The sequence below is a fragment of the Microcystis sp. LE19-8.1F genome, assembly GCF_027531715.1.
Classification (GTDB): Bacteria; Cyanobacteriota; Cyanobacteriia; order Cyanobacteriales; family Microcystaceae; genus Microcystis; species Microcystis wesenbergii_A.
This window is the reverse complement of the sequence record NZ_JAPZSO010000035.1, coordinates 1-24,296: the sequence shown is the minus strand read 5'-3', so window position 1 is coordinate 24,296 and position 24,296 is coordinate 1. Positions and strand designations below refer to the sequence as shown.

Below are 24,296 nucleotides of genomic sequence, written 5' to 3'. Positions count from 1 at the left end.
TAATGGAAGATTGGTCTAAACTTATCTCCAGACTACTTATACTGAATATTCATTGTCAAAAAATATGACTGAAACTATTCGCTTTTTGATGTGTTCTCCCGATCATTACGATGTGGATTATGTGATTAATCCTTGGATGGAGGGCAACATTCACAAATCTTCCCAGGAAAAAGCTAGGCAACAATGGCAGCAGCTTTATCATGTTCTCAAAGATCGGGCGCTCGTGGATTTAGTCACACCAGAAAAAGGCTGGCCCGACATGGTTTTTACCGCTAATGCAGGTTTAGTTCTGGAAAAAACTGTCGTTCTCAGTCGCTTTTTACACAAAGAAAGACAGGGAGAAGAACCCTATTTTAAGCAGTGGTTTGAAGATAACGGTTTTACGGTTCATGAACTGCCCAAAGATTTACCCTTTGAAGGTGCAGGAGACGCACTATTAGATCGGGAAGGACGTTGGTTATGGGCAGGATATGGCTTCAGAACTGAGTTAGATTCTCACCCTTTAATCGCTAAATGGCTCGATATCGAGGTTTTATCCCTACGTTTAATCGATGAACGTTTCTATCACCTCGATACCTGTTTTTGTCCCCTTAGTGGCGGTTATCTACTCTACTATCCCGATGCTTTTGATGCCTATTCTAATCGGTTAATTGAGTTAAAAATTCCCGAAGAAAAACGCATTATCGTTGAAGAAGCCGATGCGGTTAACTTTGCTTGTAATGCAGTGAATATCGGTCAAATAATCGTCATGAATAAAATTAGTGACGACTTACAACATAACTTAGCCGCAAAAGGATTTGAAGTGGTACAAACTCCCCTAACGGAGTTCTTAAAAGCAGGAGGAGCCGCTAAATGTTTAACCCTGCGTACCACGGAACCCCTAATTCCAGACCATCACGCTAATGTCACCATTGAAAGTCGCATTCTCCAGTTAGAAGGTCATCTGCTCGACGCGGGAATTATGAATAAAGCTCTCGATGTTGTGGTGGGAAATGGCGGCAGTTTCAAGGTTTTAAACTTCACTTTGGGGATTGAGCGCCAAAGTACCTCCTCGGCCGAAGTGCGGGTTTCTGCACCCTCTCACGAGGTAATGGAGGAGATCATGGTACAATTGATCGACCTCGGTGCGGCCGCTCGTCCCCAAGAAATCTGTGATGTCAATACCGCCATTGTCGCTCAAGATGGGGTCGCTCCCGATGATTTTTATGTCAGCACCATCTATCCCACGGAAGTGCGGGTTAACTGTGAATGGGTGCGGGTGGAAAATCAACGCATGGATGCAGCCATCGTCGTCACTGAAAGTCCGGAAGGCAAAACGGCAAAATGTACTCTGCTGCGGGATTTAAAAGCTGGCGATCGCGTTATGGTGGGAGTTGAGGGCATCCGTACTATCCGACAGGCGGAATCCAGGGAACAACGCAACAGCACCCAGGAATTTACCTTTATGGGTGCGGGGGTTTCCAGCGAGCGCCGAGTCGAGTTAACCGTCGAGCAGATTGCCTGGGAAATGCGCCAAATTCGCGACCAGGGCGGTAAAGTGGTAGTAACGGCAGGTCCGGTGGTCATTCACACTGGAGGAGCGCAACATCTCTCCCGTTTAATCCGCGATGGTTACGTTCACGCTTTACTGGGGGGAAATGCGATCGCAGTTCACGACATGGAACAGGCGATCATGGGTACTTCTTTAGGGGTAGATATGCAGAAAGGCATCCCCGTGCGCGGTGGCCATCGTCACCACCTCAAGATTATCAACCTCATCCGTCGCCACGGCAGCATCGCCAAAGCTGTATCGGCCGGGGTATTGACAAAAGGCGTAATGTATGAATGCGTCAAGAATAATGTCCCCTTCAGTTTGGCCGGTTCAATTCGCGATGATGGTCCGCTTCCGGATACGGAGATGGATTTAATTAAAGCACAGGAAGAATATTCCCGCTTAATTCAAGGTGCAGACATGATTCTCATGCTCTCTAGTATGCTCCATTCCATCGGTGTGGGCAATATGACACCGGCGGGGGTGAAAATGGTCTGTGTTGATATTAACCCGGCCGTGGTGACAAAATTAAGCGATCGAGGTTCTGTAGAATCCGTCGGTATCGTCACCGATGTGGGTTTATTCCTGAGTCTGTTAACCCAACAGTTGGATAAGTTAACCCGTCCCTTGGTAGAAACGGTTTAAAACCCAAAATAGATATCGGGTGGGTTACGCTTTGCTAACTCACCTATTTTTATCGATATTTTCAACCAATTATCGGAGAAAATTTGCCCACTAGAGTCGCCCTAGCTTGCTTTCTTTTTCTATAATACTAAATCTGGTTATTAAGTAGCTGGTTATAATTAAATTAAAAATGTGTTTTAGGTTCGATCGCCCCTTAGTACTAGGTTTGATTCATAGTAGGGTTGATTCATGAATCAACCCTACCCTTAGTCCCCCCTTGATAAGGGTGGTGTCTGATAATTTTTAACGCCTACCTACTTAAAGACTGATTATTTATTCCCTTTTTTGCATGAGTGCATGAGCAGAAAACGGGTTTCTCGGAGAAACCCGTTTTCTGTGCGTTACTCAACGGATTTAGTATAATAGGGGTTAATCTTCCCACACTTGTCAAACGGCTATGAGTCTCTGTCTCAATCCCGATTGTTCGCACCAAAACACCCCCACGGATAAATTCTGTCATAAGTGCGGTTCTCAATTACTGCTCAGAGAACGTTATCGAGCGCTAAAATTAATCGGTCAAGGGGGTTTTGGTAAAACATTTCAAGCGATAGATGAGGATAAACCTTCAAAACCCTATTGTGTGATTAAACAATTTTTCCCGTCAGCACAGGGAACAGGAACTTTACAAAAAGCAGCAGAATTATTTAAAGAAGAAGCGATTCGTTTAGATAGTTTGGGAAGATACCCACAAATCCCCGAACTTTACGCCTATTTTACCGGTAATGACGGGCGACAATATCTCGTGCAGGAATATATCGAAGGACAAAATCTCGAACAAGAATTAAAACAGGAAGGAGTATTTAATGAAGCCAAAATTAAACATCTTTTGTCAGAGATTTTACCGATTCTAGAATTTATTCATAGTAAACAAGTAATTCATCGCGACATTAAACCCGAAAATATTATTCGCAGAAAAAGCGATAATAAATTGATTTTAGTGGACTTTGGGTCGGCAAAATTTGTCAGTCCTTTAAATCGTTCCATGACAGGAACAATTATCGGTTCTGCTGAATATATTGCCCCAGAACAGGGTAATGGCAAGGCAGTTAATGCCAGTGATTTGTATAGTTTGGGTGTAACTTGCCTTTATTTATTAACTGGAATATCTCCCTTTGATTTATTCGATGGGGGGGAACACCAATGGGTATGGCGACAGTGGTTGGTTAATAATCCTGTTAGTAATGATTCAGGGAATATTCTGGATAAATTAATCGAGTTTGGTACAAAAAAACGCTATCAATCCGCCTCGGAAGTGTTGCAAGCTTTGCAGATAAAAACATCAGTCTCTATACCCCAGACAACTATTACACAAACTCCCCCATCTATTCAGCTTAAAAGTGCCAAAGGAATCGATTATCGGAACTTAGAGGATTTACTGAAACGGCAGCAATGGAAAGAAGCGGACGAGGAAACTGCGAACTTGGTACGAAAAGTAACTAATCGTGTCAAAGACTGGTTAAGAGATGAAGATATACAGAAATTTCCCTGCGAGGATTTGCGAACTATTGACCAATTATGGGTTTATTACAGTAACGGAAAATTTGGCTTTTCTGTGCAGGGGCAAATCTATCGAGAAATCGGTGGCATGGAAGAATATAATGAAAGAAATTGGGATATTTTTGGCAGTTTGGTAGGCTGGCAAAAAAATAATAGTTGGAATTGGCAAGATATTAATTATAGTTTGCAAGCACCTCAAGGTCATTTGCCGCTAATACGCTACGGTTATAAGGGAGAAGGAAGTTATATTATCTATCATCTAACCTCAAGAATATTTGTTTGTCAGACTTCTAGTCACCAGATTATTAATCAAAAACAACCTGTAGCAACAATTATTCAATCTCCCATTATTTCCGTTCCTCAAACTCCCCCATCTATCCAGCTTAAAAGCGCCAAAGGAATCGATTATCGGAACTTAGAAGATTTATTGAAACGGCAGCAATGGAAGGAAGCGGACATAATAACTTTTGAAACTATGCTGAGAATTTGTAACAGACATGGATTTTTAAGAGTTAAAGATATAGATATTTTCCCTTGTGAAGACTTACAAATAATTGATCAATTATGGTTAAACTATAGCCAAGAAAAATTTGGCTTTTCGATTCAAAAACAAATATTTGATCAGCTTGATAATGGTCAACAATATAATGATAAGCTCTGGGATGACTTCGGTTTGATTATAGGATGGCGAAAGGAGAATAAAAACATTAGATACGACAGGGCTATTTTCGATATAAATGCACCTAGAGGACATCTACCATGCCGAATCTTTGATTTGTGGAATTGGGGAGGAGTTGGTGGTGGAACTGGGTCTTTATTTTATTCTCTCGCGTCGAGACTTGCAAAATGTAAAATCTAAGGATTACAGGCGTAGGTGGGGTGTTTTGATCTCTTCTCTCGCGTCGAGACTTGTAAAATGTAACATATAAAGGTAACAGCCAATTTTTAAGAATTGTATCGGAGGGAAAACCAAATGCTAGAAATTAACAAAAACTATGTATTAGACAAGGATCAAAAGCCGATTGCCGTTCAGATTCCCATTGCTGAATTTGAAAAAATCGAAGAAATCCTAGAGAATTACGGACTAGGAAAACTCATCGAAGAAGTTGAAAATGATCAAATCCTAGACAAAGAAAAAGCCTGGCAATACTGCCGGTATATACTGTAAAATCTATTTTATAGAAGTCTATAAAGAAATTGGCTAAATTACAATATAAATGCCTTATTTAAATCCCAATGCGACAATCCCACCAGCTAAATTAACCCGGTATTTGCTAGTTTTACAACCCAAAGATGATAAATCAGGCTTTCTGGCACAAGCGGGATATAATTTAGACAACTGGCAGGTATTGGAACAAGATTTAAGACGTATTCTTCTCAACGAGGCCACCTTAAATAAACAAACAAAGTTCGGTGATATTTATGAAATTAAAGGACTTTTACAAGGGGTTAACGGGATAAACTTACGAGTCTCTACTTATTGGATTATCGACTCACTTACGAAAGAAACAAGATTTGTGACTTTATTACCAGATTAAAAGAGTTAGACTATGAAATTTGATATGTTTTCCGAAGTTCAATTAACCGAAGATTTGCCAGAATCTAATTTGTCTCGTGGCACTCACGCGATTATCGTGGATTATTGTCCTCGACCCGAAGGCCAAGAGGATGGCTATGTTTTAGAAGTGTTAAATAATCAGGGAAAAGCCTATACAGTTATCGCTGTAGAAGTTTCCAAGATTGAATCGATTCAAAATCTTAAACAGGATGAATTGCAAATTATATAATTCTGTTATTCTTTTTTTATGTATGTCCCCAGGGATGACGACTGTTTTCAGTTTGTTACTCTCAAGCGCCAATGAAATATTTACCGTCCGCTCTTTGGTGAAAGTTGAATAAGTTAAAATCAAAGAGAATATCCCTATCGCTACAATTTTAATTATCGATGAATCTCCTGAAAGATAGTAAAAAAATTCGTTTTATTGACCTCTTTTCTGGTTTGGGAGGGTTTCGAGTCGCTATTGAACAAGTTTGTCGCCAACAAAACTTAGAATCTGATTGTGTTTTTTCCTGTGATATAGATAAACACGCTCGGTCAATTTATCACGCTAATTTTGGCGACCAACCCTGGGGAGATATTACCGAAATCCCTGCCCTAGATATTCCCAATCATGATATTTTAATGGCGGGATTTCCCTGTCAACCCTTTAGTATTTGTGGTGATTTAAAGGGGTTTGAAGATACCAGAGGCACGCTATTTTTTGAGATTGCCCGTATTTTAAAAGCCAAACAACCCGCAGCATTTATTCTGGAAAATGTCAAGCAATTGCAGGGACATCAACAGGGAAAAACCTTAGAAGTTATTCTCGATACTCTGCAAGATTTAGATTACTATACCGATTATCGGGTTTTGAATGCTCTTAATTTTGGTTTACCGCAAAAACGGGAACGAATTTTTATCGTTGGTTTCCGAGAAGCACGGGGTTTTATCTGGCCAAAACCAGCTTTATCTAGAACAACTTTAACGGAAATCTTAGAGGAAAATGTTTCGGATTTTTATTATGCTTCCGAAAGAATTCAAAAAAGTCGCTTCCTGAAAAGAGAGGGAAAAAAACCTTATAGTGAACCGACTATCTGGCACGAAAATAAAGGAGGTAATGTGAGTGCTTATCCCTATTCCTGTGCCTTGCGAGCAGGAGCATCCTATAATTATTTGTTAGTGGATGGGAAAAGACGCTTAACAGAAAGGGAAATGCTCCGTTTACAAGGTTTTCCCGATGATTATCAAATTGTCGGCAGTTATCAAACTATGCGAAAATTAACGGGTAATAGTGTGGCGATTTCCTGTGTGGCTGCTGTGGTTAATTCTGCGATCAATTCTTTGTTAAATCTTTATCCAGCTTCAGGGCAGCGGGGAGCTTTTTTCAGTGATCACTGATTCAAGGCTGATCGCATCTTTATTGCTAATCAGACCGACGATGATCTATTCTGGATCCTAGCCCGACTCGCGAATCCCCACCGCCAAAAAAGAATAATGTACTGCGATTACCTGGTTCAAATCCTCACCGCACGCGTCTACGATGTCGCCCAAGAAACCCCCTTAGAACTTGCCCCCAATCTCTCCCAACGCTTGCACAATCAGCTTTTACTCAAGCGCGAGGATATGCAGTCGGTTTTCTCTTTTAAACTGCGCGGTGCCTACAACAAAATGGCGCATTTGTCAAGAGATTTGTTACAAAAAGGCGTAATTGCTGCTTCGGCGGGAAATCATGCCCAGGGAGTCGCTTTGGGGGCGCGGCAATTGGGAACCCAAGCGATTATCGTTATGCCTGTCACCACTCCACAAGTCAAAATCGACGCGGTAAAAGCCCGGGGAGGGATTGTCGTCCTGCACGGTGACACCTACGATGATGCCTACACCTATGCGCGGCAATTAGAAGCGGAAAAAGGCTTAACTTTTATCCATCCCTTCGATGACCCGGAGGTAATCGCCGGCCAGGGTACGATCGGTATGGAAATTTTACGACAATATCAGCAACCGATCGAGGCCATTTTTGTCGCTATTGGTGGCGGTGGCTTAATATCAGGTATTGCCGCCTATGTCAAGCGTTTACGCCCAGAAATTAAAATTATCGGGGTGGAACCTGTGGACTCAGACGCGATGAATCAATCCCTAAAAGCCGGTTATCGGGTGCGTTTGTCTCAAGTGGGATTATTTGCCGATGGGGTAGCGGTGCGCGAGGTGGGAGAGGAGACTTTTCGTCTCTGTCAGCAGTATGTGGATGAGATTATCCTCGTGGATACGGATGATATTTGTGCCGCGATTAAGGATGTTTTTCAAGATACACGCTCGATTTTAGAACCTGCGGGGGCGTTAGCGGTAGCAGGAGCGAAAGCTTATGTAGAAAGAGAAGGAATTGAGGATAAAACCCTCGTTGCTGTGGCTTGTGGGGCGAATATGAACTTTGATCGTCTGCGGTTTGTGGCGGAAAGGGCGGAATTAGGGGAACGGCGCGAGGCGTTGTATGCTGTGACTATTCCCGAACAACCGGGCAGTTTACGGCGTTTTTGCGAATGTGTCGGCAAACGCAATTTAACCGAATTTAGTTATCGCATTGCCGATGAAAAAGAAGCGCATATTTTTGTCGGCGCCCAGATCGAAAATCGCACCGATGCCAAGAAATTAGCCGAGAGTTTTGAAGCTTGCGGCTTTAAAACCCTCGATATTAGCGATGATGAATTGACTAAACTGCATCTGCGCCACATGGTGGGAGGGCGATCGCATTTAGCCGAGCATGAATTATTTTATCGCTTCGAGTTTCCCGAACGACCGGGGGCTTTAATGAAATTTGTCGCCTCCATGAGTCCCCACTGGAATATCAGCGTTTTCCATTATCGCAATAACGGGGCCGATTATGGGCGCATCGTCGTGGGCATACAGGTCCCCCCCGATGAAATGAATCAATGGCAAGCTTTTCTCGATACTCTCGGCTATCGCTATTGGGATGAAAGTCAAAATCCTGCCTATCAGTTGTTTTTAGGTTAGAGTTGGCTGAATAAATCTAAAAACCTTGTTGGATAAGGCTTTTAGACTTTTTTCCCCTCAAAAAGTGCTGACCATTGGAGTGATCGGGGGTAAAATTCAGGCACTTTTTCCCTGAAAATTAGGTAACTGACTACCTCAAAATCGGTAAAACCCTACACCCTACACCCCACACCCCACACCCCACACCCTGCCCCCACCAACAAACTTTTTGCCGCAAACCCTAGGTTAAATCGCCATTTTCAGGAAGTTATCAGCACAGATGAATCAAGATTTTCCCCATATTTCCGTTTTGAGTCAAGAATTAATCGCCGGCTTAAATATTCAACCCGGGGGGCATTATCTCGATCTTACCCTAGGCGGTGGTGGACACAGCCGCTTGCTTTTAGAAGCCCATCCCCAAACGACAGTAACCGCCATCGATCGCGATCAAAGCGCCCTAGAAGCCGCTAAAATTAGTCTCGCCCCCTATCTAGATAGCCGTTTAACCCTCTGGTGGGGGAACTTCGCCGATTATAATGGACAAAATAGCAGTTTTGATGGCATTATCGCCGATTTAGGGGTCAGTTCTCCCCAATTCGATCAGAGCGAGCGCGGCTTTAGTTTTCGCCACACGGCAGCCTTAGATATGCGGATGGATCGCTGTCAATCCCTGACGGCAGCCGATATTATCAACCATTGGCAGGAAAAAGAATTAGCAGATCTTTTTTATCAATACGGAGAAGAACGTTTATCTCGTCCTATTGCTCGCTCGATCGTCCAAAAACGTCCTTTTACTACCACTACAGAATTAGCGGCTGTCATCGCTAGTTCTGTCCCCGCTAGTTACCGTTATGGACGTATTCATCCGGCAACGCGGGTTTTTCAATCCCTACGCATCGCTGTTAATCAAGAATTAGATTCTCTGCAAAAATTGTTAGATCAAGCCCCCCAGTGGCTAAAATCTGGGGGAATTATCGCTATGATCAGTTTTCATAGTCTAGAAGATCGTCTGATCAAGTATGGCTTTCGCGAAGATAATTCCTTGAAAATTATCACGAAAAAGCCGATTATTCCCAGCCGGGAAGAACAGGCTAAAAATCCCCGTTCTCGTTCGGCTAAACTAAGAATAGCCCAAAAGATAAGCTGTTCTTAATTTAAATTGCTTATTGAGATGAGGCAAAAGGCAACAGGCAAAAGGGAGAAGAAATAATCAGTTTTTAATAACTGGATTTAGTCTGAGCTTAAAGTATAGTCATTTCAAATAAGTATGATACAAGTAAAAAATAAGGTAAAATAAGGAGAAACAAGCAACCCATACAGAAAAATGTCCTATAGCCTAGACTTGAGAAAAAAAGTAATTGATTATGTAGAGAATGGAGGAAGCATAACCAAAGCCGCCGCTCTATTTAATATAGGAAGAGCCACAATATATAGATGGCTGAGTAGGGAAAAACTAGAAGCAACAAAGGTAAAACACCGTCAGAGAAAGCTGGACTGGAAAGCACTGTCAAAAGATGTCCAAGAAAATCCCGAGGCAAGATTAAGAGACAGAGCCGAGAAGTTTGGAGTGAGACCAAGTGCCATTTGCTATGCCTAAAAAAAAATGAAAGTTACCAGAAAAAAGAAGTAACTTCGTTATAAAGAAAGAAACCGAGAAGAAAGAATGAAATACTACAGAGTGCTGAGAGAATTGATTAAAATATATGGAAGTAAAAGCCTTGTATTTATTGATGAATCAGGGTTTGAAGAATTTCAAACCTGTTTTTATGCCCGATGCACAAAAAGGGAAGAAAGTATTGGGAGATAGACAAGGAAAACGAGGAAAAAGAGAGAACCTTGTCGCTGGGAGAAGAAAGGGAAAAAAAGACTTTATTGCACCGATGATATTTACGAGAAGCCTGAATGCAGAAGGTTTTGAAGGGTGGTTATCTTTATATTTGTTGCCCTCTCTAACCATAACATCAGTATTAATTATGGATAAGGCACCAATTCATCGGAAGACAGTCATTAAACAACTGGTAGAGGAAGCAGGTCATCAGGTAGTGTTTTTGCCAAAATACTCTCCTGATTTAAATGATATCGAACATGATTTTAGTGCATTAAAGAGGGCAAGAATGTATGCTCCTGTGGGTACACCCCTTGATGAAATTATTCGTACTTATTGTGTCGCCTAGTGTCTCGTTCTTATTTGAAATAACTATAAAAACCAAGAAAGAAAGCTGGTATTTATTCTTGAAAATCATTGACTAAAATAACGCAGTCCTTTTACCAATCTTTCCACTGCCGCTAAAGCCGTTTCTGGAGATAAAGCACCGTAGGCAAGACGCAAATAACAGCCTTCTGTTATCCCAAAAGTTGAACCGGGTAACACCGCCACCCGCTGCCGCTCGATTAAACTTTTAACTAACTGAAAATCATTCTTGTCTGTGGGAATTTTCAGGAAGAAATAAAAAGCCCCTTCCGCAGTGGCAACATCACAGATATCGCCGATTGATTCTAGAGCATTCAGGCAAATTTCTCTAACTTGACTGATGGTTTTTAACTGTTCTAAAGGATAGCTTTTACCCACCTGTAACGCCCCTAGTGCCGCGTATTGCGAAACCACCGGCGGACAGATTAAAATAGTATCCTGAATCTTATTAATCGCCTCAGATAAATGTTCTGGTACTACCATATAACCAATGCGCCAACTGGCAAAACCGTAGGCTTTTGAGAGACTAAATAAGGAAATAGTCCAGGATTCACTACCAACAATTGCCGCCGGAGAAAAGTGGCGAGCATGGTTATAGGTAAAATACTCATAAGCCTCATCGTGAATGTGATAGATGCCCTTTTTTTGACAAATTCGATTGACTTCTCTCAGGGTATTTTCTGGATAAACTACTCCGGTGGGGTTATTAGGAGAAATCGTCACCACTGCCTTAGTTTTTTCCGTGATTGCCTCTTCAATGGCGGCTGGACGCAATTGATAATTTTTGTCTGTGGCGACCAAAATAACTTGACAATCAGCCATTTTTATGGCCATTTCATGATTGAAATAAAAGGGAGTGTTGAGAATAATTTCATCCCCCGGGGAAGTAATGGCTAAAATGGCATTCATAAAAGCCATATTACTGCCCGCCGTCACAAAAATTGCCTGTTTATCGCTGATTTCTATCCGATTATCTTCGGCTAGTTTTTCCCGAATTACTGCTAATAAGGGGGGAATTCCCGCCACAGATTGATATTGATGATTTTTGGGATTAGCTAAGAATAAAGATAGAGATTCGATCGCTTCCCGGGGTGGATAATAGGAAACAACCCCTTGACCTAGGGAAATAGTGCCGGGGTTCGCTTTAATTAATTGACCGACCACGGGAATGATCGGCGTTTGCACCCCGTCCATGCGGGAGAGAAGGTTTTTCATTAAACTAATCAATGGAGCCGAGCAGAGTCGAACTGCTGTCCAAATTAGGTATTGACTGTCCGTTCATTCACAGGTTTAGTTTCGATTACCCTCGAAACGGGGACTGTCACTTATCCCGGACAGTGGGATGCTCTAGTTAAAGCTTAGACGGTTAACTAACTAGAGAAAGTTAAACGTGGCATCCGTTGGGGGTTGATCCATAGTCCTTAACGGAGTCAAACTATGAATGCTCGAGTCGATTAGAGACTATTAGGCAGCTACAGGAGCGGCTTTACGAGCGAAAGGAACGATGTTGTTCGCATTTACTTTTTGTTTGAGCCTTTGATTTACGAGAGGAGACTCACTCTCGACCTGTATCACGGGGGAGCTTTCGCTAACCTGTCGAAACCGTTACGGCCCCTTGTGCTTACATTCTGATTATAGCACATTTTTTGATTAAGCTAGTTTCCTTTCGCTTCGACTGAGGATTTTTCCCCTCTTGCCAAGGGTTAGAGCCTGGCTAGATCGGTAAAAAAGGTTTTTATCGCTGATTTTTCGGCAATAGCATCGGTATTAAAGAGATAAGCCATCAGGTTCTCTCGTCCAAGATATTATCCAGTTCTTCGGCTAATTCTTCTGAATCTTCCCAATTTTCGGTTAAATTCCCTAACCCTCCCCTAATTATTGATTGCCTCGGTTTGAATTGCCACCTATCAACAATCTATCTCCATACCACAATTTAGCCATTTTGTCAAAAAAAATTTGACTTTGCAACAAAACTACACAAAAATTAGATCAACGTTGTTCGGGAAAAAAGGGGCAATTGGCGAAAGTGTTTGGTTTTGCTAAAAGGGAAAGTCTAGATTTAGCAGTGGTTTCAAGGCAAGCTAGACCTTGAAAACTTCAAAAAAGACAAGAAGAAACCATCCTAGCATAATGCAAAATTATACCAGAATCGCTGGAAGTATTGCTATCTCGTAAATAAATAGAAATTATTCTCAATAAATTCTTAAGTAAAAATAAATATTACCAATTGTAAATTTAAATATTTTTAAGTATTGAAGGTATTTGCATATAAAATACTTATCATTTTGCCCCGATTGCCTCTAACTTTTCCCTTCCCACAGCAATCACCGGGTAAATAGAAAATTTCTCATCTTTCTCCTAGAGATGAAGTACAGACTAATCCTTACTCATCAAGTATTTTAGCAACAATAACTAATACTAAATCCAGTTATTAAAAACTGATTATTTATTCTCCATTTTGCATGAGTGCATGAGTAGAAAACGGGTTTCTCCGAGAAACCCGTTTTCTGTGCGTTACTCAACGGATTTAGTATAACCTCATCTTTCTGAGAAAGGCTGTAGCGAAAGAAAATCTGATCAGTGGGAGCGTTACTTTTGTTGTTGGGTTTCCTCGATCGAACTGTTCTAGGTTTGGGAAATGGAGTCAAGATAGAGAGTATCCGGACAGATATCTTGTTCGTTCGGCCAAGTTACCGTACCATCTAAAATTTTTACTTGATTAAAATACTGTTTGTTTTTAAGTTCTTGAAAGATGCCAAAATCGAGCAGTGGTGAACAATCATAAATTTTCTTTTCCTCATTAGTAAAGATGAGTTGTAATTGATAGTTTGGCAAAGGGATAACTTCTTTAACTCTAGGATTCATGATTTATCTCAGTGGTTCAATTTTATACAGTTGTTGTCCTGAAATCGAAGGACTGTCGCTCAGAAATAACCTCGATCAAATAAAATTCTTTCATCAGTAATCGTAAAATAGTTCACAATCAAACTCTCGTATAATTTCCGTTTAACTAGGGGAATATAATCAGCTATCTCCATCTAATTTGATCGTAAACTTATCTCTTTTCTAGCTGCCAATAGCATTTCATAATAAACATTCCACTCGAAATAATCCATAGCGTCCCCTAGCTCACCAGAACGAAATCTAGGATAGAATTCTTCCGAACTCATGCGATATTGATTTTCGTATTGCTTGACACGGGTTTCTAAATCCAAAATTTGAGCGTTAATCTGCAAATTTTCCCGTTGTTGGCTCTCAATTTTTCGATTCAGTAACTCTCTTTCTTCCTCGGAGAGAGAGAATAATTCGCGCGAGAGAATCAATCAGTTGGGTGTTCATTGTCGTTAAAATCCGAGATAGGATTATTTCCCCTGAGAACTGTAGCAGATTCGATCGAGAGCCGCTGCCATGACTTCTAGGAAATAATAGGTGGATGAGGCTGCACCTATCCACCCTAGAGATCTAAATCTGCGGGGCTAAATTTCTTGTGAATCTGAGGAAAACCTAACTGTTTAATCACTTGATGTTTGCGTTCTTCCTCAAGGAATTGCAAATTATTATAATTAACCCAGTGAATACAGTTAACCGGACAAGTTTCGATCGCTTCTTGAATAATTTCTTCTTCGTCACCGTCCTGATTATAGACGCGAGAGCGACCGTATTCACCTTCAATAAAAAAGGTATTGGGGGCAACGTGGGCGCAGTGTTTACAACCGATACAAGTGACCTCATCGACGTAAACCGCTTTCTGGCGCAGTAAACCGCCCAATTCCGGTTCAAAACCGGTGCGATCAGGGGAATCTCTCAGGAATCCCCCTAACTCTGGTTCAAAACCAGAGCGTTTGGGAGAAAAATCAGCCATTAGGCACTCCAACGTTGTACCACTAGACGAATAGAACCATCAGTATTTTTTTCCTGTGCTGCCACCTGAAAACCCTGTTTAGCAGTTTCTGCCAGAATGGTCTGGTAGGCATAACCTTGATTTACTTTTCTTAAAAATCCTTCTACGGTTAGGGGTTGTTGCCAGTATTGCAAATCGGCAACTAACTCGTACTCGTTACCATTCCAGCGAAAACCGATATCGTAATTGTTATCTTGCTCGATTACCACCTCTGCGGTTAAAGTTTGACCTTGATAACCTTTGATGGGGTGAGAACCCTCTTTCCATTCCATCCCCATATCGCTGAGGGCGGCTTTTAGGTAGGATAGATCGCGGATTTTGGTTTTGATATTGCTAAAGTGTGACATGGTTTTTCAGTGGCTTAAATAAAGGGATTGGGAAAGATGAAAAATTACCAGTCGCTAAAAGTGGCTGCGTTGCTGACTTTCTCTGACTGGCTGACGGTTTGATGGTAATAATCCGAGGTTTTCTCTTGAGACATCAGCTGCCCGAGTTGTGCCTCGATCGCCGCCGTCACCTCTTGACAAGATGAACCGACTATGCCTGTCACCTTTTCCATGACGCGACCATCGGGATAGATGATAAACTCTAGGCTTTCCATGCTCATAGGTCTTCTCGGCGTGATCTGGGGTTTGCAAAGCTCCCTATCGTTTTAATTTACGATAGTTTGCTAATCGTAGCAATCTGGTTAAAATTTTAGCAAAACTTTATATTATCTCGGCCAACCACTTTCATTTTTTGTAAGTTTCCCGTAACTTTTCTTTACCGTCAAGGGCAAACCTGTCCCCGGAGGGCATAATTTAACAAAACTACACAAAAAAGACGACCTGAAGCGATAAATTGAAAATAAAGGAGATGCAACGGCGAACCACGACCGCCGAGATCGGAGAATTTTGTCTATAGGAATCAGAACAAATATGAATAAACAAACAGCAGGCGATCGCCTTCGGATCGGTGTTTTAGGTTTTGGTGGTTTGGGACAGGCCGCCGCTAGAATTCTCGCCCCCAAACAGGAAATGCTCTGGACTGCCGCCGCCGATAAAGCTGGTTTTGCATACCACAAAGACGGTCTAGATGTCAATACCTGTAACAAAATTTATCATGACCGGGGTTCGATCGGTTATCTGGAAAATTACGGCAGTCTCAGCGAGAAAAGTATCGAGGAATTAATCAAAACTGCCGATGTAGAGGGCTATTTTCTCGCCTTACCGAATTTACCTAACAATTTCATGGCCGATATCGCTAAAACTTTCATTCGCTTAGGTTGGCGCGGAGTTTTAGTCGATGCCCTCAAACGTACCAGCGCCATGGAACAAATCTTAGCACTACAAGCAGACCTAGAAGCCGCCGGCATCACCTACATGACCGGCTGCGGCGCTACCCCCGGACTGTTAACTGCGGCCGCTGCCCTAGCTGCCCAGAGTTATGGGGAGATTCATAGCGTTAAAATTACCTTTGGCGTGGGAATTGCCAACTGGGAGGCTTATCGTGCCACTATTCGCGAAGATATCGCCCATTTACCCGGTTACGACCCAGAAACGGCGCACCGGATGAGTGATGCGGAAGTGGAAATGCTGTTAAATAAAACCAATGGCATTCTCAGCCTCGAAAATATGGAACACGCGGACGATATTATGCTGGAATTGGCCGGAATCTGTGGACGCGATCGGGTTTCCGTCGGGGGTGTGGTGGATACGCGCAACCCGAAAAAGCCGTTAAGTACCAATGTTAAAGTCACGGGGCGGACTTTTGAAGGCAAAATTTCCACCCATACCTTCACTTTAGGCGATGAAACCAGTATGGCGGCTAATGTCTGCGGGCCGGCTTTCGGTTATCTGAAAGCGGGGGTTTCCCTGCATCGTCGCGGTATCTACGGATTATGGACAGCAGCGGAGATTATGCCGCAATTTGTGCGCTAAGGGTTTCTCTGCCGTAAAATAGCTAAAACTTTCGGGAAAATAGCGGGTAAGGGAGCGATCGCTTCTAGGCTCTCTCCCGTGACCGGATGTATTAAAATTAGACGATGGGCGTGGAGTAATTGCCCGGGTAGATTAATCCCGATGGAACGACCGGAACTATAAAGGGGATCCCCAAGAATCGGATGACCGATGTGGCTGCTATGAACCCGAATTTGATGAGTTCTGCCAGTTTCTAGGCGAAATTCCATTAAGGTGTAGTTGCCTAGTCTTTCCTTGACTTGCCAGTGAGTGACGGCATTTCTACCGCCTTTTTCCACGGCAATAATAGCCATCTTTTGGCGATCGCTGCGGTGACGACCGATGGGCAGATCAATTGTACCTGTCTCCGTTTTGGGGACACCGTGGACGAGGGCGATGTATTCCCGGCGGGCAGTTTTGGTTTTTAGTTGTGCCTGTAGGTGTTGATGGGCCTGGTCGGTTTTGGCAATAACGATCGCACCCGTGGTATCCTTATCTAAGCGGTGAACTATTCCGGGCCGTTGAATTCCACCGATTCCGGCTAAATTTGGGCAGTGATGCAGTAAAGCGTTGACCAAGGTTCCCGATTCGTGGCCGGGGGCCGGATGAACCACTAAATCGGCCGGTTTATTGATAATAATCAGATATTCGTCTTCGTAAAGAATATCAAGATCGATCGCCTCGGCGCTTAATTGCAGGGGTTGACTGTCGGGAATGGTAATCTTTAAGCGATCGCCTTGAGCAACTTTAGTATTTTTATTAGTACAAATTTGACCATTTAACTGTATATATCCCTGTTCTATCAGTTTTTGCAGCCTCGATCTCGATAAATCGGGCAATTGTGACCCCATCCAAGCATCTAAACGTTCTTTTTTTCCCGCAACTTCTAAGTTTAATTGGTTCATCGATTTTTAGTGATCAGGGTGTAGGGTGTAGGGGAATCAAGAAAAACTGACTGGAGATTAGTTAATCTACTTAGCTCAACAATTCCAGTTATTTTAACAGTAATTGAACTTGCTCTGGCTGCTTGAGATGGAAATCTTGGGATTAAATTTTCCTGATTTTTAAGTAGGTAGGTGTTAAAAACGTTGAGATGTCCCCTTGTTAAAGATGGATTAAGGGTAGGGTTGATTCATGAATCAACCCTACGATGAATCAACCCTAGGATTAAGGGGGGATCGAACCCAAAATCTATCTTCAATTTAATTATAACCAGCTACTTAACGACAAAAGCCACAGCAAATCAGTAGAGATTTCCTCATCTCCAAAAAATAGAGAGACGTTGATTATAGCAACGTCTCTAGATCAGAAATTAATCGATTAGAGTAAGCCAAGCTGTTTTAAACAACCGAATTTTGCCCACTTTAGTCACTGAAAATGCTATTTAAAACTCCTGAAACGATCGAAACCACGATCGAACCGAATAAAGCAGCAAAGAATGATTCTACCTGAAAACCAGGGATAAAATAGGAGGCTAAAGAAAAGGAAATGGCATTGACCACAAAAATAAATAACCCTAGGGTCAAAATAGTTAAAGGCAGGGTAAAAAGAATCAACAGGGGTCTAATAATAGCATTAATTAAACCCAAGACGACAGCAGCTATCAAAGCCACGGTAAAATTTTTAATTTCTATACCTGGTACTATTTGCGCTGTAATCAATAAAGAGACGGCGGTAATCAACCAACGGAGGAAAAAAGATAACATAAGTCCATCCATCTAAGATAGTTCATCCTCATCTATTTTAATCGACATCGCCACTTAAAGGGATGCCGGTTTTCAGGGGATGGGAACGAAAAGTGATATTGACTCCTTCTTCTGATTGTTCCAATACCAATAAAGGAGTCGGTTTCGCTTTTTCATCCCAACTCATTAAAACTATTTGTCCATGAATAGTTGGTTGCCAATTAGCTTTATCTGAGTCCGCAGAAAGAAAGGTTTCTATACAATTAGTAATCTCGTTAACGGTAGCGGAACTGGTTTGGGTGGGAAGTTTTGTCAGTTTAATCTGAATCCGAAATAAAACCCCTTTATTCGATTTTCCTTCCTGTGCTTCCACTTCGTAGGTGACATCAAAAGTTTCATTAATCTGTCTTCCTGCACCGACAATTCCTCCGGCATTTTTTGCTGTATTTGGTCGTAAAGCTTCGCCGATTAAGTTAGTTATTTTCATCTTAATCTGGTTAAAAATGACGGAACGAAAAACCGCCTCATCCATCCTCATCCGCAAATAATCGAGATTAAATGCCCTAGAATGGACAAGATCGGGGTCGGTTTCCATTTTTTTGATGGTATGAAGTGCTAACTTCAACTTTTTTTTCAACTCTTTACTTTTAAATTGTTCAATCCTAACTTGTTTCTTGATCTGTTCTATTTTGAATTTGCCGTAAATAATTAAACCGATCAAAGCAATAGTTAAGGCAATTGTGCTATAAAGCCAAGGAGAATTGGAGGGAGAGATTTCAACCGCCGGTTCAGGAGAAGGAACTTGGACGATGGAATTTTCTTGAGAAAACACCGATGGACTCGACAACCAGAGAGGGAACATAGTTTCGATTACACTGATAATAAACAGGAAGATATGATCAGACTATCAATCCCAGAAAAGAGACAGGACTAAACATGATATCTAGAAAGAATTTTAGCCAGAACCGGCCAGGACCAATCGGTACAACGAGAATCGTTCAGGGAGCAACTGCTATTTTAATACTAGGGAGTCTGCTTTCTCTCCTCTTGGTACAACCTAGTTTAGCATCTCCTGGGCCACCTAATTCGGTCATCGAGGCCGCCCGTCAAGATTTGAGTCAGAAAACCAAGATATCCGTTAATCGCTTGCAAATTCAAGCAGCACAACGACAAACCTGGCCCGACGGTTGTTTAGGATTAGCTAAACCGGGAGAATTATGTACTCAAGCACTGGTGCCAGGATGGCGAATTGTTCTGACTGATAACCAAAAAACTTGGGTTTATCGCACCAATAGCAGTGGCGCTAATCTCCGCTTAGAAAAGTGAATTTCTCAATTTCCCTTGATCTTTTCTGGCTGCTTTTTGGGCATCCTCAAAGCAGTTAGTCCGGCAGCAGGAGACAATATGTTTTTAGCACATCGATCGATTATTGGCACTCGTTTGGATGCCACCAGTTATCAAGATGCTTGCGATCGCATTCAGTCCTGGGTGGAAAATAATCTCTCCTGCTATATTGTCGCCGCTAACGTCCATCTGGTGATGATGGGTTATTGGCACAAAGCCTATCGTCGTCTGATTAATGGCGCTAATCTGGTGACACCGGATGGAATGCCTCTCGTCTGGGGATTGCGCTTACTGGGGATTAAACAACAAAGTCGCGTCTATGGCCCTGATCTTATGTTAGCCTGTTGCGAGCGGGCTGCCCGCTGCCAAATCCCCATCTATCTCTACGGTGCCACAGAAAAGACCCTAATTGATCTGCAAGCCAATCTTAAACAGCGTTTTCCTGATTTAATTATCGCTGGTAGCTATTCCCCCCCTTTTCGTCCCCTCAGCGACGATGAAGAAGCGCAAGATAGGGACAGAATCCAGCAATCCGGGGCTAAATTGGTTTTTGTCGGGTTGGGATGTCCCAAACAAGAACAGTGGATGGCCCGACAACAGGGAAAATTAAAGGCTGTTATGTTGGGAGTCGGCGCCGCTTTTCGTTTCCACAGTGGTGAAGTGTCTCAAGCACCCGGTTGGGTGATGAAAATCGGCTTAGAATGGCTCTATCGTTTGTTTCAAGAACCTGGTCGTCTCTGGCAACGCTATTTAATTAATAATCCCATTTTTTTGCTTCTTTTTGCCCTGCAACTCCTGCGAGGCCGGGAAAAGTAAACAGTAATCCAGTCATCAGTCCTCAACTATCGTTAAGATGGATAGGAGAAGGCAAAGTTTTATCTACGTTTAGGAGTTCCTGCTAACGATGACACAAGCTACTCAGATTCAAGGAAAAGGAATTTTACTCAGTGAGGCTGCCCTCAAACACCTTACCACGCTCAAAAAGCAACAGGGCAAGGATTTATGTCTGCGCGTGGGTGTGCGTCAAGGTGGTTGTTCGGGAATGTCCTATATGATGGATTTTGAGCATCCTAGCAATATTGGCCCCCAAGATGAGGTTTTCGATTACGATGGCTTTAAAATTGTCTCTGATAAAAAAAGTCTGCTCTATCTCTACGGTCTCATGTTAGATTACAGCAACGCGATGATCGGCGGCGGTTTCCAATTCACTAATCCCAACGCCAGTCAAACCTGCGGCTGTGGTAAGTCTTTCGGCGTTTAATTAGGGCTTGCTGAATAAATCTAAAAACCTTGTTGGATAAGACTTTTAGACATTTTGTCAATCAAAAAGTACCGGATATGGGAGTGATCGGGGGGAAATTTAGGCACTTTTTCCCTGAAAATTAGGTAATTGACCGCCTGAAAATGGGTAAAACCCTACACCCCACACCCCACACCCCACACCCTGCCCCCACCAACAAACTTTTTCAGCAAACCCTAATTATTTCTCCAGGGTGATACCTTTCACCCCCGCCTCCGGCGATTTTTTTTTGGCCAAAACCCTTGACAAAATCGGAGACTTGACATATACTTTTTGTATAATGGGAATCCGTGCCTGCCTGCGAACCCTTCATTTTTAGGCTAGATACCCTCAATGTTAGGATAATCGGCCATGTCAGGACAAACGGGCAATAAACCACTTTTTTCTCAACACTATCTTGAGCATCGGCTGCCGGATTCTCCGGAATGGCAAGAGGATGTATCGGTGGCATTTTCCCGCTTAGAGAGTCTTTATCAACAAAAAAAGGCGATTTTGCCGACTCTTAACGAAGCGCAAACGGAAGCAGAATTAATACAACCGATTCTAGAAATTCTCGGTTTTAGTTATATACCGCAGGTAAGCAGTAGGGGAAAAGGAAGGTCAGAAAGGCCAGATTATGCCCTATTTGCCGGAGAAAATGACCGTTATCAAGCCTATTCTCTCCAGAATAATGAAAGAGCCTTTTATAGTCAAGTTTTAGCGATCGCTGAGGCCAAATACTGGCAACGTTCTCTTAGTGACGTTTCTAAGAATGATCAGCGAGATATCTGGAAAAATAGTAATCCTTCCTTTCAGATCACCAATTATCTGACGGGGACGGGAGTAGATTGGGGTATTCTTACTAATGGTCGAGAATGGCGCTTATATTACCGTCAAGCGTCCTCCACAGCCACGGAATTTTATCTAGTGGACTTGATGGAACTATTAGAAGGGGGAGACCGGCAAAAATTTCGGTATTTCTGGTTATTTTTCCGTCAAGAGGCTTTTATTAAGGATATTCACGCTCAGAATTTCCTTGAACGGGTCCGGGAGGGGAGTACCACCTATGCCACCAGAGTGGGTAACGAGTTAAAAGAGTTAGTCTTCGATCGCATTTTTCCCGATATTTCTAAGGGTTTTGTATCATTAAATACAGACATACAGCCAGATTTATTGTATGAAGCGAGTTTATCCCTGCTGTATAAATTATTATTTCTGCTCTACGCAGAAGCGCGGGACTTGCTGCCGGTGAGGGGAGACTATCGCGATTACAGCTTATTGCAAAAGACGCGAGAAATTGCCGTTAAAATCGATCGTCAGCAGGCCTTTAGTGGCACCTCGACGGGAATATACGATGCTCTCCTCAGTTTATTTCGTATTGTCGATCGAGGGGATGCTAATTTAGCCGTACCTCGTTACAACGGGGGTTTATTTGACATGGAAGAAGGCCGGGTGAATTGTTTTCTCGGTCAATACAAGTTATCCGATGCGGTTTTAGCGCCCATCTTAGACAAGTTAGCACGTTTTGAGGGACAGCCGATCGACTATAGTTTTTTAGGTGTGCGACAGTTAGGATCAATTTACGAAGGATTACTGGAATATCGCATCGTGATTGAGGGGGAATCGGTGCATCTGGAAAATGATCGGGGAGAAAGAAAAGCCACCGGTTCCTATTACACTCCCGATTACATTGTTAAATATATTGTCAGTCATACCCTCAAACCAATTTTAGAGCAAAGAGCGCGACAGTTCGGGGATGTGATGACAGAAATCGCCACCCGAAGACAAGAAAGCAGCGATAGACGTTTAGGAAATCTCAGTCAGCAGGGATTAGAAAAAGAGCTACAACGCTTAGAAAAAAAAGCGATCACCACCTTACTTGATCTTAAACTCTGTGACCCCGCCATGGGAAGCGGACATTTTTTAGTAGAAGCAGTGGACTATCTCACCGATGAGTTAATCCAGATTCTCAATCTTTATCCCGAAGATAATCCCGTTTTAACCATGTTGGAAACCACCCGACAAAACATTATCGACAATCTCCGACAACAGGGAATTATTCTCGATTCTCCCACCCTTGAACCCACGCAATTATTACAGAGAGTGGTGATGAAGCGCTGTATTTATGGGGTGGATATCAATCCGATGGCTGTAGAATTGGCCAAGGTTAGTCTCTGGTTACATTCTTTCACAGTGGGCGCACCTTTGAGTTTTTTGGATCATCATTTACGTTGTGGTAATTCTCTGATCGGAACTACCGCCAAGGATGCAGAAGCCGCTATGATCGAGGAGGAAGGTGGTCAATTAACTCTTTTAACTGGCCCTTTTGTTGGGTTACTTCGGGCAGCAGAAATTATGCGGGGAATTAGTACCCTCAGCGATGCGACTTTTGCTGAAGTGGAAGCAAGCGAACAGTTATTCCGTGATTTTGATAGTCAAGCTAAACCCTACAAGCGTTTATTAGATGTTTTCCTTTCTCGCTTTTTTGGGGTTAAAACTGCTATCGAGTTTCTGCAGCGCTACGGTGGCAATATATCGGCAATTAATTGGGATAAGTTACCCCGATCAGATCAAGGAATTTTAGACCAAGCAGCTAGTTTATATAAAAGTAAGCGTTTTTTTCATTGGGATCTGGAATTTCCCGAAGTTTTTATCGATCTTGATTCCGCTTCTTGGAAGGATAACCCCGGTTTTGATGCAGTAATCGGTAATCCTCCCTATGTTCGACAAGAAGGATTAAAAGATATTAAACCCTTTCTAAAAGAAAATTATCAATCTTTTCATGGAGTTGCCGATTTATACGTTTATTTTGTCGAAATGGGGTTACTATCCTTACAGCAAGGAGGTCACTTGGGTTTGATTATATCAAATAAATTTATGCGTGCTAATTATGGAACGAAATTAAGACAATTTCTAACCCAGCAAACAACTATAAAAGAAATTATCGATTTTGGAGAATTGCCTGTTTTTTCGGAAGCGGCAACTTTTCCATCTATTCTACTGATTGAAAATAATATTGTAGCTCAACAAAACGTTTTAGTATCAAAGATTAAGTCTCTCAAATTCAATAGTTTAATTGATGTGATTAATGATCTGTCATATTATGTATGTGAAAATAGCTTGTCTGTGGAAGGTTGGTCATTAGCTAAAAATCAGATTGCAAAAATTATTAATAAATTAAATAAGGACAATATTTCTCTAGCTCAATATATACAGCTTCAAATATTTTATGGGATAAAAACTGGATGTAATGAAGCATTTTTTATTGATCAATATACCCGTAGTAAATTAATTGAATCTGATCCAAAGTCAGCAGAAATAATTAAACCGTTAGTAGTAGGTGACGACATTAGAAAATATGAAATTAATTATCAAGAAAATTTTTTGATATTTACTCGGCGTGGTATTAACATTAATGAATATCCAACTATCAAAAAACATTTAGAAAAATTTAAAAGTAAATTAGAACCTAAACCAGAACTACATTCAGGAAGTTGGCAAGGAAGAAAAGCTGGTAATTATAAGTGGTATGAGATACAAGACACTGTAGATTATTGGACTTTTTTTGAGCATCCTAAAATTCTAAGTACAGGACAAAAAGCTTGAAAAGTAGGCGGGAGTAGGGTTTTATGAGAAATAGCACTAATCTCGAAAACCCTATGAATCAGTATAGCGCCTTAAAGCAAGCCCTTCAACCCCATCTAGGATGGCATGGTGCCAGA

Annotated in this window: 22 protein-coding genes, 1 other RNA gene and 2 pseudogenes; 15 read left to right on the top strand and 10 right to left on the bottom strand. The window is 42.1% G+C overall.

Going from position 1 to position 24,296, the window contains the following annotated elements; genetic code table 11:
- Positions 1-64: 64 nt before the first annotated feature.
- The 10 genes and pseudogenes from argZ to O9334_RS04020 all read left to right on the top strand — a co-directional run bounded on the left by argZ (position 65) and on the right by O9334_RS04020 (position 10,411).
- Entirely contained in the window at positions 65-2,176 is a 2,112-nt protein-coding gene (gene argZ / locus O9334_RS04060; protein ID WP_287999514.1) for a bifunctional arginine dihydrolase/ornithine cyclodeaminase, read from the top strand.
- A gap of 436 nt (positions 2,177-2,612) precedes the next feature.
- A pseudogene (locus O9334_RS04055) lies at positions 2,613-3,947 on the top strand (GUN4 domain-containing protein); the annotation flags it as partial.
- Positions 3,948-4,139: 192 nt separating this feature from the next.
- Positions 4,140-4,571, top strand: coding sequence for a GUN4 domain-containing protein (locus tag O9334_RS22790; RefSeq protein ID WP_312675909.1), 432 nt, complete (start codon positions 4,140-4,142; stop codon positions 4,569-4,571).
- A 114-nt stretch (positions 4,572-4,685) separates the two neighbouring features.
- Entirely contained in the window at positions 4,686-4,880 is a 195-nt protein-coding gene (locus O9334_RS04050) for a RelB antitoxin-like protein (RefSeq protein WP_190380465.1), read from the top strand.
- Positions 4,881-4,929: 49 nt separating this feature from the next.
- Positions 4,930-5,250, top strand: a complete 321-nt coding sequence (locus O9334_RS04045; RefSeq protein WP_024968524.1) for a DUF6883 domain-containing protein — start codon at positions 4,930-4,932, stop codon at positions 5,248-5,250.
- A gap of 12 nt (positions 5,251-5,262) precedes the next feature.
- Positions 5,263-5,499, top strand: coding sequence for a DUF4926 domain-containing protein (locus O9334_RS04040; RefSeq protein WP_002743276.1), 237 nt, complete (start codon positions 5,263-5,265; stop codon positions 5,497-5,499).
- A 158-nt stretch (positions 5,500-5,657) separates the two neighbouring features.
- Positions 5,658-6,650, top strand: coding sequence for a DNA cytosine methyltransferase (locus O9334_RS04035; protein WP_287999510.1), 993 nt, complete (start codon positions 5,658-5,660; stop codon positions 6,648-6,650).
- 96 nt (positions 6,651-6,746) lie between these two features.
- A complete protein-coding gene (ilvA, locus tag O9334_RS04030; protein WP_287999508.1) occupies positions 6,747-8,258 on the top strand; it encodes a threonine ammonia-lyase, biosynthetic in 1,512 nt (503 codons plus the stop codon).
- Positions 8,259-8,517: 259 nt separating this feature from the next.
- The gene (gene rsmH / locus O9334_RS04025) at positions 8,518-9,390 is read left to right on the top strand and encodes a 16S rRNA (cytosine(1402)-N(4))-methyltransferase RsmH (protein WP_287999507.1); all 873 of its coding nucleotides are present in this window, start codon (positions 8,518-8,520) and stop codon (positions 9,388-9,390) included.
- Positions 9,391-9,561: 171 nt separating this feature from the next.
- Positions 9,562-10,411 (top strand): annotated as a pseudogene (locus O9334_RS04020) (IS630 family transposase).
- A gap of 65 nt (positions 10,412-10,476) precedes the next feature.
- On the opposite strand, the gene O9334_RS04015 reads toward O9334_RS04020, so the two are convergent.
- The 7 genes from O9334_RS04015 to O9334_RS03985 all read right to left on the bottom strand — a co-directional run bounded on the left by O9334_RS04015 (position 10,477) and on the right by O9334_RS03985 (position 14,936).
- Positions 10,477-11,643, bottom strand: a complete 1,167-nt coding sequence (locus tag O9334_RS04015) for a pyridoxal phosphate-dependent aminotransferase (protein ID WP_287999505.1) — start codon at positions 11,641-11,643, stop codon at positions 10,477-10,479.
- 9 nt (positions 11,644-11,652) lie between these two features.
- Positions 11,653-12,043, bottom strand: a transfer-messenger RNA (tmRNA) gene (gene ssrA / locus O9334_RS04010).
- A 1,010-nt stretch (positions 12,044-13,053) separates the two neighbouring features.
- Positions 13,054-13,293 carry a DUF2442 domain-containing protein gene (locus O9334_RS04005; protein ID WP_002773190.1) on the bottom strand — a complete coding sequence of 80 codons (240 nt, stop codon included), beginning with the start codon at positions 13,291-13,293 and terminating at the stop codon, positions 13,054-13,056.
- Positions 13,294-13,466: 173 nt separating this feature from the next.
- Complete coding sequence (locus O9334_RS04000; RefSeq protein ID WP_287999503.1) at positions 13,467-13,751, bottom strand: hypothetical protein; 285 nt, start codon at positions 13,749-13,751, stop codon at positions 13,467-13,469.
- 131 nt (positions 13,752-13,882) lie between these two features.
- Complete coding sequence (locus O9334_RS03995; protein ID WP_190380429.1) at positions 13,883-14,290, bottom strand: ferredoxin; 408 nt, start codon at positions 14,288-14,290, stop codon at positions 13,883-13,885.
- Positions 14,290-14,676, bottom strand: coding sequence for a DUF1257 domain-containing protein (locus O9334_RS03990; RefSeq protein ID WP_002784281.1), 387 nt, complete (start codon positions 14,674-14,676; stop codon positions 14,290-14,292). The genes O9334_RS03995 and O9334_RS03990 overlap by 1 nt, the downstream gene beginning before the upstream one ends.
- Positions 14,677-14,720: 44 nt before the next feature.
- A complete protein-coding gene (locus tag O9334_RS03985) occupies positions 14,721-14,936 on the bottom strand; it encodes a DUF2997 domain-containing protein (protein ID WP_002752708.1) in 216 nt (71 codons plus the stop codon).
- 310 nt (positions 14,937-15,246) lie between these two features.
- On the opposite strand from O9334_RS03985, the gene bioU reads away from it, so the two are divergent.
- The gene (gene bioU, locus O9334_RS03980; RefSeq protein ID WP_045356156.1) at positions 15,247-16,248 is read left to right on the top strand and encodes a (S)-8-amino-7-oxononanoate synthase BioU; all 1,002 of its coding nucleotides are present in this window, start codon (positions 15,247-15,249) and stop codon (positions 16,246-16,248) included.
- Here bioU and O9334_RS03975 read toward each other — a convergent pair.
- From O9334_RS03975 to O9334_RS03965, 3 genes are all read right to left on the bottom strand, one after another.
- On the bottom strand, positions 16,245-17,171 hold the full coding sequence (locus tag O9334_RS03975; protein WP_045356158.1) for an RluA family pseudouridine synthase: 927 nt from the start codon (positions 17,169-17,171) through the stop codon (positions 16,245-16,247). The two genes, bioU and O9334_RS03975, sit on opposite strands and share 4 nt — an antisense overlap.
- 459 nt (positions 17,172-17,630) lie before the next feature.
- On the bottom strand, positions 17,631-17,972 hold the full coding sequence (locus O9334_RS03970) for a phage holin family protein (protein ID WP_045356160.1): 342 nt from the start codon (positions 17,970-17,972) through the stop codon (positions 17,631-17,633).
- A 37-nt stretch (positions 17,973-18,009) separates the two neighbouring features.
- Positions 18,010-18,813 carry a hypothetical protein gene (locus O9334_RS03965; protein WP_287999499.1) on the bottom strand — a complete coding sequence of 268 codons (804 nt, stop codon included), beginning with the start codon at positions 18,811-18,813 and terminating at the stop codon, positions 18,010-18,012.
- Between the two features lie 74 nt (positions 18,814-18,887).
- Here O9334_RS03965 and O9334_RS03960 point away from each other — a divergent pair, with 74 nt between their 5' ends.
- The 4 genes from O9334_RS03960 (at position 18,888) to O9334_RS03945 (ending at position 24,180) form a co-directional block, all read left to right on the top strand.
- Positions 18,888-19,277, top strand: coding sequence for a DUF8738 domain-containing protein (locus tag O9334_RS03960; RefSeq protein ID WP_045356162.1), 390 nt, complete (start codon positions 18,888-18,890; stop codon positions 19,275-19,277).
- A 15-nt stretch (positions 19,278-19,292) separates the two neighbouring features.
- Positions 19,293-20,111 (top strand): WecB/TagA/CpsF family glycosyltransferase, encoded by an 819-nt coding sequence (locus O9334_RS03955; RefSeq protein ID WP_238567714.1) that lies wholly within the window; start codon positions 19,293-19,295, stop codon positions 20,109-20,111.
- An 88-nt stretch (positions 20,112-20,199) separates the two neighbouring features.
- Positions 20,200-20,556: an iron-sulfur cluster assembly accessory protein gene (locus tag O9334_RS03950; RefSeq protein ID WP_045356164.1), complete on the top strand. Its 357-nt coding sequence runs from the start codon at positions 20,200-20,202 to the stop codon at positions 20,554-20,556.
- 390 nt (positions 20,557-20,946) lie between these two features.
- Positions 20,947-24,180, top strand: coding sequence for an Eco57I restriction-modification methylase domain-containing protein (locus O9334_RS03945; protein WP_287999495.1), 3,234 nt, complete (start codon positions 20,947-20,949; stop codon positions 24,178-24,180).
- Positions 24,181-24,296: the final 116 nt, after the last annotated feature.

Bases quoted from the DNA above. Each gene is read 5' to 3' on its own strand.
- O9334_RS04005 (WP_002773190.1), bottom strand. From the start codon at position 13,293: ATGAATCCTAGAGTTAAAGAAGTTATCCCTTTGCCAAACTATCAATTA.
- O9334_RS03985 (WP_002752708.1), bottom strand. From the start codon at position 14,936: ATGAGCATGGAAAGCCTAGAGTTTATCATCTATCCCGATGGTCGCGTC.
- rsmH (WP_287999507.1), top strand. From the start codon at position 8,518: ATGAATCAAGATTTTCCCCATATTTCCGTTTTGAGTCAAGAATTAATC.
- O9334_RS03965 (WP_287999499.1), bottom strand. From the start codon at position 18,813: ATGTTCCCTCTCTGGTTGTCGAGTCCATCGGTGTTTTCTCAAGAAAAT.
- bioU (WP_045356156.1), top strand. From the start codon at position 15,247: ATGAATAAACAAACAGCAGGCGATCGCCTTCGGATCGGTGTTTTAGGT.
- O9334_RS03990 (WP_002784281.1), bottom strand. From the start codon at position 14,676: ATGTCACACTTTAGCAATATCAAAACCAAAATCCGCGATCTATCCTAC.
- O9334_RS04040 (WP_002743276.1), top strand. From the start codon at position 5,263: ATGAAATTTGATATGTTTTCCGAAGTTCAATTAACCGAAGATTTGCCA.
- O9334_RS03950 (WP_045356164.1), top strand. From the start codon at position 20,200: ATGACACAAGCTACTCAGATTCAAGGAAAAGGAATTTTACTCAGTGAG.
- O9334_RS04045 (WP_024968524.1), top strand. From the start codon at position 4,930: ATGCCTTATTTAAATCCCAATGCGACAATCCCACCAGCTAAATTAACC.
- O9334_RS03960 (WP_045356162.1), top strand. From the start codon at position 18,888: ATGATATCTAGAAAGAATTTTAGCCAGAACCGGCCAGGACCAATCGGT.
- O9334_RS04050 (WP_190380465.1), top strand. From the start codon at position 4,686: ATGCTAGAAATTAACAAAAACTATGTATTAGACAAGGATCAAAAGCCG.
- ilvA (WP_287999508.1), top strand. From the start codon at position 6,747: ATGTACTGCGATTACCTGGTTCAAATCCTCACCGCACGCGTCTACGAT.
- O9334_RS03970 (WP_045356160.1), bottom strand. From the start codon at position 17,972: ATGTTATCTTTTTTCCTCCGTTGGTTGATTACCGCCGTCTCTTTATTG.
- O9334_RS03975 (WP_045356158.1), bottom strand. From the start codon at position 17,171: ATGAACCAATTAAACTTAGAAGTTGCGGGAAAAAAAGAACGTTTAGAT.
- O9334_RS03995 (WP_190380429.1), bottom strand. From the start codon at position 14,290: ATGGCTGATTTTTCTCCCAAACGCTCTGGTTTTGAACCAGAGTTAGGG.
- O9334_RS04035 (WP_287999510.1), top strand. From the start codon at position 5,658: ATGAATCTCCTGAAAGATAGTAAAAAAATTCGTTTTATTGACCTCTTT.
- O9334_RS03945 (WP_287999495.1), top strand. From the start codon at position 20,947: ATGTCAGGACAAACGGGCAATAAACCACTTTTTTCTCAACACTATCTT.
- O9334_RS04015 (WP_287999505.1), bottom strand. From the start codon at position 11,643: ATGAAAAACCTTCTCTCCCGCATGGACGGGGTGCAAACGCCGATCATT.
- argZ (WP_287999514.1), top strand. From the start codon at position 65: ATGACTGAAACTATTCGCTTTTTGATGTGTTCTCCCGATCATTACGAT.